The 13,041-nt window shown below is 44.0% G+C and carries 10 protein-coding genes; 4 read left to right on the top strand and 6 right to left on the bottom strand.

The genetic code is table 11. The annotated features are described in order from the left end of the window. The first annotated feature begins 180 nt into the window (after positions 1-180). Positions 181-2,619: a TonB-dependent receptor family protein gene (locus tag KYK27_RS09040; RefSeq protein WP_199109701.1), complete on the top strand. Its 2,439-nt coding sequence runs from the start codon at positions 181-183 to the stop codon at positions 2,617-2,619. A 394-nt stretch (positions 2,620-3,013) separates the two neighbouring features. Continuing rightward, positions 3,014-3,205: a cold-shock protein gene (locus tag KYK27_RS09045; RefSeq protein WP_162345874.1), complete on the top strand. Its 192-nt coding sequence runs from the start codon at positions 3,014-3,016 to the stop codon at positions 3,203-3,205. A gap of 76 nt (positions 3,206-3,281) precedes the next feature. Here the strand turns inward: KYK27_RS09045 and KYK27_RS09050 are convergent, their stop codons facing one another. The 5 genes from KYK27_RS09050 to KYK27_RS09070 form a co-directional block, all read right to left on the bottom strand. Continuing rightward, the gene (locus tag KYK27_RS09050; RefSeq protein ID WP_199109702.1) at positions 3,282-4,085 is read right to left on the bottom strand and encodes a hypothetical protein; all 804 of its coding nucleotides are present in this window, start codon (positions 4,083-4,085) and stop codon (positions 3,282-3,284) included. Between the two features lie 70 nt (positions 4,086-4,155). Continuing rightward, positions 4,156-4,572: a hypothetical protein gene (locus KYK27_RS09055; RefSeq protein WP_199109703.1), complete on the bottom strand. Its 417-nt coding sequence runs from the start codon at positions 4,570-4,572 to the stop codon at positions 4,156-4,158. 223 nt (positions 4,573-4,795) lie between these two features. Continuing rightward, positions 4,796-5,230: a large conductance mechanosensitive channel protein MscL gene (gene mscL, locus KYK27_RS09060; protein WP_199109704.1), complete on the bottom strand. Its 435-nt coding sequence runs from the start codon at positions 5,228-5,230 to the stop codon at positions 4,796-4,798. Positions 5,231-5,401: 171 nt separating this feature from the next. Continuing rightward, positions 5,402-5,821, bottom strand: coding sequence for a hypothetical protein (locus tag KYK27_RS09065; RefSeq protein WP_199109705.1), 420 nt, complete (start codon positions 5,819-5,821; stop codon positions 5,402-5,404). A 517-nt stretch (positions 5,822-6,338) separates the two neighbouring features. Beyond that, positions 6,339-7,142, bottom strand: a complete 804-nt coding sequence (locus KYK27_RS09070) for a M57 family metalloprotease (RefSeq protein WP_199109706.1) — start codon at positions 7,140-7,142, stop codon at positions 6,339-6,341. 785 nt (positions 7,143-7,927) lie between these two features. On the opposite strand from KYK27_RS09070, the gene KYK27_RS09075 reads away from it, so the two are divergent. Continuing rightward, positions 7,928-8,836 carry a polysaccharide deacetylase family protein gene (locus tag KYK27_RS09075; RefSeq protein WP_199109707.1) on the top strand — a complete coding sequence of 303 codons (909 nt, stop codon included), beginning with the start codon at positions 7,928-7,930 and terminating at the stop codon, positions 8,834-8,836. Between the two features lie 826 nt (positions 8,837-9,662). Here KYK27_RS09075 and KYK27_RS09080 read toward each other — a convergent pair. Beyond that, positions 9,663-10,976, bottom strand: coding sequence for a glycoside hydrolase family 2 TIM barrel-domain containing protein (locus KYK27_RS09080; protein ID WP_199109708.1), 1,314 nt, complete (start codon positions 10,974-10,976; stop codon positions 9,663-9,665). 162 nt (positions 10,977-11,138) lie between these two features. Between KYK27_RS09080 and KYK27_RS09085 the strand changes: the two genes are divergently transcribed. Continuing rightward, on the top strand, positions 11,139-12,935 hold the full coding sequence (locus KYK27_RS09085) for a glycosyltransferase (protein ID WP_199109709.1): 1,797 nt from the start codon (positions 11,139-11,141) through the stop codon (positions 12,933-12,935). Positions 12,936-13,041: the final 106 nt, after the last annotated feature.

A 13,041-nucleotide genomic window follows, 5' to 3' on the forward strand; every position in this document is an offset into this window, starting at 1 on the left:
CCTTTCCTCATCTTTAGCTCACCTTATTATCAGATTTCTCCCTTCTGTTCGTCCTGATATGAGGGATGTTAGCAGGCAAAAAACTATAGTTCATCTAATTTTTAAACAGTACCTTGCATAACAAAGTACCTTAGTATATATTTGCATCAGATCATCAATTACACACTCCAAAATAACACTATGAAAAAGATGTACTACTTCCTGCTTGCTATGCTGCTATACAGCTTTGCAACAAGCACTTACGCACAAACCGAAGCTATGCTTACCGGCACCGTAGCCGATGAAAACGAATTGGGGGTCGGGTTTGCCAATGTAGCAGTGCTCGATGCTGCTACGCAAGCTGTGGTTAGCGGCGCCATTGCTGATATGGACGGTAATTTCAAGATCAAGACCCCGGCAAAAGGCAGGTACCTGCTCAAAATCAATAGCCTGGGCTATGTTACTTTCCAGACACCAGTATTCGAGGTTTCGGGACCGGATATGGCAAAGGCCTTTGGTAAACTTAAGCTTGCCTCCGATGCTAAAGCTCTGAAAGAAGTTACGGTGCAGGCACTCCGCCCTACTATAGTTAATGAAGCCGATAAAATGGTGGTGAGCGTAGAAGGAACGGCACTTGCTACCGGCAGCACGGCATACGAAGTACTGGAAAAGTCGCCGGGCGTATGGGTGGACCAGGACGGAAACATTACCCTGAACGGCAAAGGCGGCGTACAGATACTGCTGAACGGAAAGCCATCTTACCTGACCGGAAAGGACCTGCAAAACCTGCTGCAGGGCATGTCTGCAGAGAACCTGAAAGACCTGGAGATCATCACCAACCCTTCCTCAAAATACGATGCAGAAGGTACATCCGGCATCATCAACATCAACCTTAAAAAGAATGAACTGTTTGGTTTGAACGGTGGCGTTTACGCAGGCTACCAGTATAATGAGTTGCACAGTTATACTACCGGTGGCAATGTGAACATAAAGACCGGTAAATGGAACACAGCCGTTAACGCTGACTTTTCGCGCCGCCCCCGCTTCCGGGACATGGAAACAGAACGGGTAGTTAACAGCAAAACCGGCAAAAAATCGCTTACACAGGATGGTCGCGAAGAAGGCTACCGCATTTCGCCTACGTTACGCCTTGCTACCGACTACGACCTGAACGATAAACACAGTGTGGGTATAGTTGCCAACCTGCAGTACTCTGATAACAACAACTCTTTTGGTACAAGAGGGCTCCTGCGCGACATGAATCCTGCCAACGATACCCTGATACTCTCTACCACTACTGCAAACGGGACCTACTATAACAGCACCTTTAACTTACACTATACCGGCAAGTTGGGTGCTCCCGGAACTACGCTCAGCGCAGATGCAGACTTTGCCAAGATAAGTAACGAGGATGAAACTGGTATGGTACACAGCTACAAACGCATAAACAGCACTGAGCCAGGCCTTACAAACCTTTTTGGAACTGAAAACCCGACAAACTATAAAATTTACTCTGCCAAAACAGATTTTGCAAAACAGCTCGGCGAAAAAAGCAAACTGGAACTGGGTGCCAAGATCAGTCACGTTATTTCTGATAACGAGCTAAACTTTTTCGAGATAAACGACGGCATCAGAACCAAAGACCTGGGTCGCAGCAGTCACTTTATCTTTACGGAAGATATTCTGGCGGGCTATGCCAACTTCTCTACCAGCATCGGCGACAAATGGAAAGTACAGACCGGCCTGCGCGCTGAACAGACCTTTGCCGAGGGCAATGCCAGAACGCTGAACAAGATCAACGACCGCAGCTACCTTAACTTCTTCCCGAGCGTATTTGTGCAGCAACAGGTAAGCGAGAACTACCAGATCGGCTACAAGTACAGCCGCCGTATAAGCAGACCATACTATGGCCACCTAAACCCGTTTGTTTTTTACATAGACCCAAACACCCTGGCAACCGGCAACCCTTACCTGAGACCACAATACACCAACTCGTTTGAGATTACCCAGATGTTTAAGCAGACCTATAACCTGGTGTTAGGCTATGCAGTTACCAAGGATTTTATTGGCGAAGTTCCGGTATTCTATAAAGAGAAGAACCAGACCATATTTGAGCGCCGCAACATGGATGACTTTACAAATATGGAAGCAACGCTTGTAGCTCCGGTTCGTGTGCTGCCGGGCAAGTGGGAGATCAACAACAACGTGAGTCTGGATTATCAGCAATTCACAGTTAAGGTTAAAGAAGTTACTGAAACGAAAGAACAGCTTAACTTCAGTGCCCAGAGCAGCAATAATATTTCGTTGCCAAAAGGTTTGCGCTTAGAGCTTACAGGTACTTACCAGGGCCCGGGCGTGTACGGTTTGTTTGAGTTTGAGGATCAGTGGTGGATCGATGCCGGCCTGAAGCGCTCTTTCCTGAACGATAAGCTGACCTTGACCATGAACGTTACCGATATTTTTAGAAGCCGCCAGCTAAAACTAAACACCGTGGTTGATGGCAATACCAACAAGATCGATCAGTACCATGGCATGCAAAGTGTGAGGCTGCACCTGCGCTACAACTTTAACAAAGGCAAAGCTTTTGAAAGCAAAAAACGCAACGTAAACCTGGAAGAACTGAACCGTACCGGCAATTAATAAAAAGTGAATAGTTAAAGTTTGTAAATGCTGAGGCCTGGCCTTTTACCTAAACAGGTAAGAGGTCAGGCCTTTGTATTTATGTGCCTCCTACGTTGGAAAACATTAAAAACATTAATCTATAGTTAGCCTGGAAACAGGGCGCATAAGCTAACCTAAAACGGCATTATAGTTCTGGAGATTTGGGTAACTATAGCTGTGTGCTACTATCTTTTAATACCACTGATTAGATGCTTTAATGGCCTGCTTAAGTCATGCATATAAAAATGTGTATAAATTTTTTGTGCCTTTGCAGCCAATAAAGGCCCTTTTTGAGATAAAATTTTAATAATTCAAAAAAAATATGAACATTTCCTAAAAGCTTAATGTAGTAGGTGTATAAATCAACAATATTATGAATAACGGAACAGTAAAATTCTTCAACAACGAAAAAGGTTTTGGTTTTATCAAGGATGAAAATTCAGAAAAAGAGTACTTTGTACACGTAACTGGATTGATTGATGAAGTTAGAGAAAACGACAGAGTAACATTTGAATTGCAGGAAGGTAGAAAAGGACTAAACGCTGTTAATGTAAAGCGTGCTTAGTATAAACATATAAATGCAAGCATCAACAATAAAGGCTTACCACGAGGTAAGCCTTTATTGTTTTCTACGGGGTCATCTACCTGCAACTATAGTTGTAGGTTGTAGTCTCTGTAGCGCCGCTCACATAATTTCTGGTAACTAATGTAGGGTAACCGGCAGTGTTATAAGTATAATTTGCAGCAAAAGATCTGAAGCCCATTTCTCCTTCGCCGTGCATTACATTATAGTTAGTAATATTACTTGTCAATAAACCGATGCCGGGTATGGTTTCGTCGCGGAACATGTACAGTAGGTGCATGGGCAGAGCTGGTATTGGCGCTTTCTTATCATCTGTAACAAGTGTTGCCAGGGAATGCCGCTCGTCCTGCTCCGATACCATCTCTATGCCGCTAAGCTTGTCGTTAGTATACGTGTACTGGTAGGTGTATATCAGGACATCTCCCTGGCTCTCAGCTGCATAATATTTTGCTTCTGTTAATTTGTTCTGGCTGTCGAAGGTGTGTAGAAGGTAGTACGTTTCATACCTGTCCGGAGCAAACTCAAACTGCCGTACCTGCTTTGTAACCTGCCCCAGTGCATTGTATTCACTTGTCCAGGTATACTTGTCAAATTCTTCTTTAGCTAAACGCTTTTGAGCATCATACTCCAGCAGGATCCTGAATGATGTGGTATCAGGTGATGCGATACGAACTAACTGGCCTTCGCCATTATAACTATACGTCAGGCTATAGTTGTAACGACTGCCCTCGTGGTTCATTAAAGTAGTGGTACTGGAAAGTAGCTGGCAAACTTCCTTCTCTGGCTCCTGTTCTGTTTCCTTTTCCAGGCAACCTGCAAGGCTTATCAAAAGCACCACAATGTATAGTAGTCTTGTTTTCATATAGCAAATCAGGCAGAAGGTTTTAATGATAAGCCCAGCGCTTTTGGCAAACAGCCTGCAGACGGTGTATTTAATTTTGATTTTCCCGAAGCCATTTAAGCGCACCTGCTTCGTCGGCAAAGTTTCGGATCTCAAATGTGATACCTAAGCGGTTATTAGTTTCCCCGACAGCATAATCAACTATGTTTTCGCGGTTCAGATCTGTTGTTGCCAATCGGGCCATTTTCTTCAGCCTTGTGCTTGTCAGGTACTCCGAAAAGCGTAGCATGAGCGCCAGGTGTTCTTCGTTGTCAAGATCAGTTTTACTTTCTCTTGAGTCGATTAAGAGGTTTTTAATGTCGTAATGCCGGAGCGTATCAATGAGCTTTTGCAACGAAAATTCGATCTCAGGCAATGTCATGCCGCTCATGTCTGGCCACTTTAAAGACAAAATATCCAGTACAACGTCGTACTTCAGTTCTATTAATCCGTCTTTGTGTAGTAACATTTGTAAAGGGTAAGCCTTGGACTGTTGTAAAGGTACTAAATAGGTGTAATGCTTGTACAAAAAGCGGGAGTAATTGCAGCTATAGTTTCAGGTTAAGCATCGCGTTACTGATTTGAGAGTACCATACTTTAACTATAAATAATTGCTGATAAGGCGCTTAGTAAACGAAAACAGCCAGCTCCTATCCTTGTAGAAGCCGGCTGTTTTTGGTATCATATTTTTGTTACCTCGACGCTATCTGGCGCAGCGCATCACGCATTTCGGTAAGCAGTACTTCTTCTTTGGTTGGCGCAGGCGGTACATCAGGTGCAGCGGCCTTTTTACGCATCATGCGGTTCATGGCTTTAATGATCATGAAAATGATGAAAGCCAAGATCAGGAAGTTTAGTAAAACTGTAATAAAGTTACCCCAGGCAAAAACTGCTCCCAGCTTCCTGGCTTCTTCCAGTGCGAGCCCTGTTGGCACTTCTGAGGCCAAAGGCACATACAGATTCGAGAAGTCCATGTCGCCGATCAGTGCACCGACGAGCGGCATAAACAGGTCGTTTACAACGGAGTTTACCAATCCACTAAACGCAGCGCCAATGATAATACCTATTGCCAGGTCCATTACATTGCCGCGCATGGCGAACTCCTTAAATTCTTTGATCATTCCCATAAGGCTGGATAGTTGGTTTTGTTTTAGTTACATACCCCATCTTTTTAGAATACATGGGTTTATGTAAATATAGCATAATCATTTTATTAGCAAATATTTATGCACAGAATTATACCTACCTTTTAATAGCAACAGAATAGATTTGCGGTAACGGTATAAGTAAACGTTATTTTAAGCAGGAATAACTTTTTCTAAAGCTAAGTCCGGAGAAAGCCAGTGGAGAGCATCCGGAATGCTATCAAAATGCTCCAGCTCTTTTATATGCCCATAAGTATCATAAATCTTATCACGCATATTCTCAGCTGCCATTTCCAGGAACATATCTTCCCGTCGCACCATCGCAATGTACTTTACCAAACTATCCCGGATCAGCAACCCAAAGGTTTCTACAGCCCAGCGCTGGTCTTCCAGGGTAATATTGCCGGAAGTAAAATCCAATAACCAGCGTTCCAGGTGGTGTTCATTTAAAAGCTTAAGCGACCTAAGCATGGCAATTTTAAATTCGTCGTGGCTGATGGGCTGGCAAATTTTAGAATACAGCAAGCTATATTCTGGTACTACTTTTCCAATGTAATACTCTTCTAGTTGCATATCAGGGCAGCGTTTATTTTTACACTTTGTTACTTATTAATTTAATTTTCCTTGTACGATGTTTTAACATTAATCGGATAGTATATTGAGGATTGATTGTAAAATTGCAACTTCATTTACAATATACTTAGAAAGCAATATATTGACAAAGACTCCTTATCAGCATCAATAATGCCCGAAAATCTACCCCTTAACATTAGGTCTTCCCATTTATTTATTCCATATCATCCGGATTATTAGGTACTTACCAGGCATTCACGGTGGAACTATAGTTTGAACTTGTCAACAAACTCAAAAGTGATCCATAACCTGCTCTGCTCCTGTCTATTAAAAGGCTGAGCCTTTAATTATACAATCTACCATCTATTAGTACTGGTAATTATCTGCAAGTCTCCTCAAACTATAAATCTGAGGCAGATCAAACTATAAACTTTCAGACTTAGCTGTATAACTATAAAAAGTAAAACCCCGGAAGGCAGGACCAACCGGGGCTTTACTACTGCACTAGCGGTAGAGGTTAGTACAGGTAATTAAGAGCAGTTTTATCGTTTGCGTTGAAGTAACGGTTCACACCAGAACCGATACAAGCCAGCATCCATGAGTTTGGATCAGCACCTGTTGGCGTGCCCGGGATATGGATAGCGCCTACTGTAGAAGCACCTTCGTTGTAGTATGAGCCACCGCAAGAATATGCACGGTTCATGTAGTCAGTGTGGCGGAAACCAATGCAGTGACCGATTTCGTGTGCCAGAATAGTAGCCAGGTAGTTTGTACCAGGGTTAGAGCCTAAGTAATCAGAGTTAACCTGTACTCTATTGTAAGGATTACCACTTGAAGGGAAACCAGCAGATGCCAGGTAAGAAGAACCTGCCGGTGCTTTTGTGATCAGAATGTTGTAACCTGAAGATACACGCTGGAACTTCAGACGAAGGTTTTCTGCATTGTAACGACGGATAGCCTCATCTACAGCTGAAACATAAGCCGTAGGAAGGCTGGTAGAAACAGCTACATAAATAGTACGGGATGTACTAACGCTAACCAGGTTAGAGGTGCGGTACTGTTCTGTTTCGCCAACGCGTAGCGCCTGTACCAAAGTAGTCTGGTTCAGATCTTTGTCAGTAAGCAGGATGTCACCTTCTACCAGGTAGCCGCCTTCTACTTTCTGCACATTGTCTTTGCTAAAGCCAAGCTGCGAAATTCTGGACAGAGCCATTTCCGAAGCTTCGTTTGCAGCTACCGCTGTTTCTTCTTTCTGCTCGCAAGATGAGAACAAAAGTGTCGCCACCAGCGCAGGCAGCAGGAGTAAATTTTTAATTTTCATGTGTTTTAAGGTGTTAAAGTGAAACATATATTAAAAGTGAAACAAATTCCGGTTGCTCCACCTCTGGCAAAACTATAGGTATGTTTAAAGCAGAAAGTCGCTTTGTGTGTAGTACAGCCGGCCCTACCTAAGGTCCGGTTATATAGCCGGGTAGTTTTATATTGGTGAACTGCCAACTAAGAGTTTTCTACATACCAAACTTATTTCTATTAATTAGTATAATAAAGGAAGGTTTTAGTATTAAAGTAACATGCTGAGGCTATACTTTCAGTAAACTATATCTTGTGTTAAGGCATGGAGAAAGCACATTTAATCATCGCATCCTCAGTCACATTGCAACCTGCAACAAATCAGATATTTAGTTAAATAACACTCCCTCCACTAATTGGTGTGAATTCAACAACAGAAGATCTCAAAATCTGCTACAAACAATGTTACACCACTGATAATCAATAGGTAAGCTATCTTAAATTCAGGTCATGGGAAGAAACACTATAGAAAGTAACATCTGACCAATGCAGAAACTATAAATTTATTTTGGGAGGACTCTCTTTGCTTAAGGTTGGTAGCAATGGCTCTTACCTAACTTTGGGACACTCATTTCACGGATTACTTTTCTATAATCCTAATTAGGCAGGCTCCATTAGAATTCCATTTCCTGTTAACCTTCTCCGGGTAGTGCCGAACTATAGCTGCACGTCATAAAATTGCTAAATAAATTACTTTGCCTCGTTCCTGGTTTCAAAGGAATTGTGTAGTATTAGGTAGCTTTTACACATATCCTTATGCTTACCTTTTTTCGCCGGCCATTTGTGCTGATCATCCTGCTTATAGTACTAGTTGCTTCCGCTTTTTTCTTTCTTTCACCCGATGCAGCACATTCCTCGGTACCACCTGTACAAGCAGAAAATATAATTACAGTAAAAGATACAACTGACATAAAACCTGTTTCTGAAACTGAACCTGTTAGCGAACTTCCTGCCGATGCCGAAACTATACTGGCCCGTAAACAGGTACCTATTTTATGTTATCACCAGCTTCGCAACTGGCGCCCGCGCGATTCTGAAATGGCGAAGACTTACATTGTGGAAGAAGAGGATTTCAGGAGCCAGATCAAAATGCTGGCCGACAGCGGTTATCACTCCATCCTCCCCGACCAGCTATATGACTACCTGCTTCACAACAAACCATTGCCCGAAAAGCCTGTTATGTTCACTTTTGACGACACAAACCTGGACCATTATACCGTTGCCGCTCCGGTATTAGAAGAGTATGGTTTTAAGGGAGTGTTTTTTGTGATGACGGTATCGCTGGGGCGGCCAAACTACATGACCAATGCGCAGGTAAAGGAATTATCAGATGCCGGTCATGTAATAGGTTCACACACCTGGGATCATCAGAACGTCAAAAAATACACAGAAGCAGACTGGCCAACCCAGATCGAAAAACCATCTCGCCAGCTGGAAGAAATAACCGGCAAGCCCACTGAATATTTTGCCTATCCCTTCGGCCTATGGAATGAAGCGGCTATACCTGAGCTCAAAAAAAGAAATATAAAAGCAGCTTTCCAGCTTGCCACATCCAGAGATACTAACGAACCGCTCTACACCATTCGCCGCATTATAGCCAGTGGTTACTGGTCACCCAAGCAACTGCATAAAAGCATGATAAACAGTTTCCAGGATGGGAAATAAGGGTAGGTTATAGTTCTTATTTATTGTGGCCGCGAATCTCCTGACTCAATTGAACTGGCAGGGATAGGAATTGTCTGAATCAGGATTTACAGGATTAGAGGATTTTCAGGATTGGGCTATTGTTTTATAGTTGCGGTGTTAACCCACCCCAGCCCCTCCCAAGAGGGGAATTTCGGCTGTGACTTTAGTTTACGCTATGGTTCTATAGTTGCCGTTTCAACACCCCTGTAGTCCCCTCAAGGGGACAATTTCTACCCTTAATTTAGTATAGGTTTCGTTCTATAGTTACAGTTTTACCCCTTCCCAACCTTCCCCTAAAAACAGGGGAAGGAGCTTGTGTATAATTTTATATCAAGTAAGGGCAGGTTTACCTGTCCCCTCGGAATTATCACCACGATTAATTTCGAAGCTTACCGCTTCAAACTATAGACAAACTATAACTATGCGAAACTTCACAGTCTTTGGGTTGAGCGCCTTGTAGATTTCTGGTGCCTGTAGGGCATTTCGAGGTACGAGAAAAAGAAATGTACACCGCGCGATGCCCGAAGACGGGGCCTCCCGGCCGTGAGGGCATCAAAGCTGGATTGAAACTGTAGGCAAGTGAAGCTCCCAAGATTAAAGAAGGCTATGAAAGAAAAGGCTTGGTTCCAGTTGCAAAAGACTTCAACTATAAGCTGAGATAGATTTCTCACTTTGTTCGAAATGACAAAAGAAGAACTTGAGGATTCAAGAGCTCTCTCGCCTGACGTTAGAAATGATAAAAGAGAAACTATAGCACATAAGGCCCTCAGCTACGCTCAGCACCTTAACCATATACAACACTACTCTACCGCTTTACAAAATAAGGAAAATTGGCTGTTGCTACGTTGCCGTCTCCATCATACAAATAGACAAACAACCTGTAAGCCCCCTCCTGCTTAGGAGTAAGAGAAATCTTGTGGCCATCTACCTGCTGTAATACACCTTTTACAGGCGTTGGCTTTACTTCTTTGCCCATATTGCCATCAGCTGGTTTAGCTTCGGGCAGCACTTCCCACTGGAGGCGGAGCGGTTTTCCTTCCGGGTCGAAGGCATAGATGCTAGCCGTTGCCGGCTCACCTGGCTTCAGGTAAACGTTATCAATGGCATGTTTATCGTTTAGAGTTAAATAAGCTACATAGGGTGCCTCGTTTTTGTCGTTTTTCTTTCCGGTCCATAGTTCATGCATTACGTGCACCAACTGTGTCTCTTCACCGGAGTCGGCGATAAGGCTGAACCAGGTTGGGGTGGTTTCCTGTTTGCTGCCCCACATAAATACATAACTGCCTAGGCATTGCCCTGAATCTGCTGCAACGGTTCGTTCGTAGCGTTCTTTACTATAGGTTGCTTTCTCAGAGCTGGTTTGCTCAATCGGGGCCAGCCATTCGGTATAAAAAGCTTCCCAGTAGCCGCGCGCACCAAATTCCGAAATGATGTAAGGTCCTTTCCAGTCGGTTTTAGCCAGTTCCTCGCGCAGGTTGTGCATCGCCCCGAAAGAGTTAATTGAAAGCACATCCAACGCAGGGCAACGCTCTGCAATCAGGTTTACATCTTTCAGGGGGACATTCATGACGGTGGTGGTAGTGGGGTGGTTCGGATCCAGTTCATGAATCATTTCCGCAATTCCGTTCACAGCGTCCCACACTTTTACATTGGCACTTTCGGAGTATAGTTCATTGCCAATTCCCCACATCAGTAAAGCAGGGTGGTCTTTATATTTGAGTACAATCTCCCGGATCTCTTCCTTTTGCTGAGCTACCATTTTTTTGTCATAGTAGTTAAAGCCGTCAACTTCTCTGGGCAACCATAAACCTAATGTTACTGTCAGCCCGTTGGCATGTGCTTCGTCTAATATGCGCTCAGCTTCGTCGGTGTGCCACACCCGTATCGAGTTGCCCCCATAAGCTTTTACCCGATCAAAATACTTGTAGCCGGCAGCGCCTTTTATAAAATAAGGCTTGCCGTGGCGGTACAGCTTATAGTTTCCGTGGGAACCGACAATTTCTACGGTGTGGCCTTTGGAAGCATATGTGCGTTCTGTGGCAGTGCCGGAACTACAGCCAGCAACACCAGATAGAATAAAAAATATATAGATTATAATACAAGAGCGATACAAGGGCATTTCTAAAAATATTTGTAGATCCAGCAGTTGAAAAATCTGCCTTAAGAGAACATATAAGCCAGAATACGAGTATAGCAGACGTAGGTTAATTTTAATTATCCGAATATTTCGATTATCCGAACCAGCAAACCCAAGCACCTTTCACCCTGATAGAGTAATATTATGCTTACGGCACCTCTACACCATACTGTACCTCCCAAATTAAAACAGCCGGCCCCGCAGGACGTCAGAACCATCCGGTTCATGATCGTGCTTGGACTTTTCTGTATGGCATCTTTCCTGTACTGGTTTATAGACAAAGACCACATTGGTTATGCGCCGCTTTACTGGCTACTTACAACTGCTCTTGGCTTTAAACTGCTACGCACCCTGCACGAGTGGTACCATTACTTTGCGGTTAGTGTACCCAAGCGCCCTAAGCTGCAAACTGCTTTTACCGTAGATGTTTTTACAACAGCGTGCCCAGGCGAGCCGCATAGCATGATCATCGAAACGCTGGAGGCCATACAGAACATACGCTACCCCCATACCACCTACCTTTGTGACGAAGGCGACGACCCCGTTCTGAAAGCTGCCTGCCAGCGGCTTGGTGTAAAGCATATTACCCGAACTATAAAAGTAAACGCCAAAGCCGGCAATGTAAATAATGCCCTGCAATACGCTACCGGTGATATTTGCCTGATACTGGATCCGGACCATGTGCCTGCACCGGAATTTATAGACGAAGTACTGCCCTTTTTCGAGGATCCGGAAATTGGTTTTGTGCAGGTAGTGCAGGCCTATAGTAACCGCAAGGAAAGCCTGGTAGCTTACGGAGCCGCCGAGCAGACTTATAGTTTTTATGGCCCCATGATGATGGGTATGAACAGCTACGGCACCGTGCAGGCCATCGGGGCAAACTGTACGTTCCGTCGTAAGGCCCTGGATAGTATTGGCGGCCATGCTGCCGGTTTAGCCGAGGACATGCACACCGCCATGCAATTGCACGCAAAAGGCTGGAAATCGGTGTATGTACCAAAAATCTTAACACGCGGGCTGGTGCCGGCCACACTGGCTGCTTACTATAAACAACAGATAAAATGGGCACGCGGTACTTTCGAACTCCTATTTGCTGTTTATCCGAAGCTGTTCAGCAAATTTACCTGGCGCCAGAAGATCCATTACTTCTCGTTACCGCTTTATTACCTGTTCGGCGTTTTTAACCTGGTTGATTTTGTCATTCCTATCCTGGCACTGGTACTGTATGAGTTTCCGTGGTATGTGCCCCTGGGCGATTTTGTGCTGATGTTTGCGCCGTTCTTCTGTATCTCGATCTGTATCCGGCATTTTGTGCAGCGCTGGTTCCACGAGACAAATGAAAATGGTTTCCATATGTTTGGTGGTATTCTGCGCACCGGCACCTGGTGGATTTTTACGCTTGGCTTGGTCTATTCCATACTTCGCATAAAAGTACCTTATATTCCAACGCCTAAAGACGACAAGCCTAAAAACAACTTCTGGCTTAGTTTGCCAAACATCATAGTTTGCGGCATCAGCATCTGGGCTATTTACTTTTGTCAGCAGATGTACGGCCATTTATATGATAACCCCTACCTGCAAATGATGGCCGGTTTTGCGCTGGTAAACGTGGCTATAGTTGGTAGCATTGTTGTGCTGGGGCAGGAAAAATTTATGAACTCTATCAGGACCAATATTATACAAGCGCCTGTGTTGCAACCGGTCTTAATGCCACTCAGGTTATTTATCTGGCGCACACGCCATAATTTTTATAACAGCATCCGGTACTTTGCTCTTACACTAACTATACTGGCTGCTATTATTGCATCTGGCTTTTTAATGGAAGAGTACAACTATACAAATATTTTTGATTTTGAGGATCAGGTGGAGGCGAAAAAGCAATCCATCCCTGAGAAGGACACAAGCGATATACATCCGGTGCTCTACAAAATCACTAGATAGTAACGTCTCCGTGTTAAAAAAACAGGCCTCAACTATAGCTAAACATTAGCTATAGTTGAGGCCTGTTTTTTTAACCTGTATCTCATAATTGGCTGGAGTATAGGTA

The organism is Pontibacter populi, from assembly GCF_019336435.1.
GTDB lineage: Bacteria > Bacteroidota > Bacteroidia > Cytophagales > Hymenobacteraceae > Pontibacter > Pontibacter humidus.

What these genes read in the sequence shown, in the direction of transcription:
- mscL (WP_199109704.1), bottom strand. Translation starts at nt 5,230, where the DNA reads ATGGGAATGATCAAAGAATTTAAGGAGTTCGCCATGCGCGGCAATGTA.
- KYK27_RS09080 (WP_199109708.1), bottom strand. Translation starts at nt 10,976, where the DNA reads ATGCCCTTGTATCGCTCTTGTATTATAATCTATATATTTTTTATTCTA.
- KYK27_RS09085 (WP_199109709.1), top strand. Translation starts at nt 11,139, where the DNA reads ATGCTTACGGCACCTCTACACCATACTGTACCTCCCAAATTAAAACAG.
- KYK27_RS09040 (WP_199109701.1), top strand. Translation starts at nt 181, where the DNA reads ATGAAAAAGATGTACTACTTCCTGCTTGCTATGCTGCTATACAGCTTT.
- KYK27_RS09050 (WP_199109702.1), bottom strand. Translation starts at nt 4,085, where the DNA reads ATGAAAACAAGACTACTATACATTGTGGTGCTTTTGATAAGCCTTGCA.
- KYK27_RS09075 (WP_199109707.1), top strand. Translation starts at nt 7,928, where the DNA reads ATGCTTACCTTTTTTCGCCGGCCATTTGTGCTGATCATCCTGCTTATA.
- KYK27_RS09070 (WP_199109706.1), bottom strand. Translation starts at nt 7,142, where the DNA reads ATGAAAATTAAAAATTTACTCCTGCTGCCTGCGCTGGTGGCGACACTT.
- KYK27_RS09065 (WP_199109705.1), bottom strand. Translation starts at nt 5,821, where the DNA reads ATGCAACTAGAAGAGTATTACATTGGAAAAGTAGTACCAGAATATAGC.
- KYK27_RS09055 (WP_199109703.1), bottom strand. Translation starts at nt 4,572, where the DNA reads ATGTTACTACACAAAGACGGATTAATAGAACTGAAGTACGACGTTGTA.
- KYK27_RS09045 (WP_162345874.1), top strand. Translation starts at nt 3,014, where the DNA reads ATGAATAACGGAACAGTAAAATTCTTCAACAACGAAAAAGGTTTTGGT.